This window comes from Streptomyces sp. NRRL B-1347, assembly GCF_000720325.1.
GTDB lineage: Bacteria > Actinomycetota > Actinomycetes > Streptomycetales > Streptomycetaceae > Streptomyces.
On record NZ_JOJM01000355.1, the window covers coordinates 1 to 206 of the forward strand.

The following is a 206-nucleotide window of genomic DNA, read 5'->3' on the forward strand; positions in this document are numbered from 1 at the left end:
TGTCCGGTCATGCCGCTGGCCTCGGCCCACAGACCCCACGCCATCGACACACCCGGCAACCCCTGAGCCCGCCGCCACGACGCCAGGCCGTCCAGGAACACGTTCGCCGCCGCGTAGCTTCCCTGGCCCGGCCCGCCCAACGTGCCCGCCGCCGAGGAGAACAGCACGAACGCCGACAGGTCCAACCCCGCCGTCAACTCATGCAG

Annotated in this window: 1 protein-coding gene; it reads right to left on the reverse strand. The window is 71.8% G+C overall.

Annotated features, from left to right (window positions below; all coding sequences use genetic code 11):
* On the reverse strand, positions 1-206 hold a 206-nt coding region (locus IG74_RS47550), incomplete at both ends, for a KR domain-containing protein (RefSeq protein WP_037827820.1).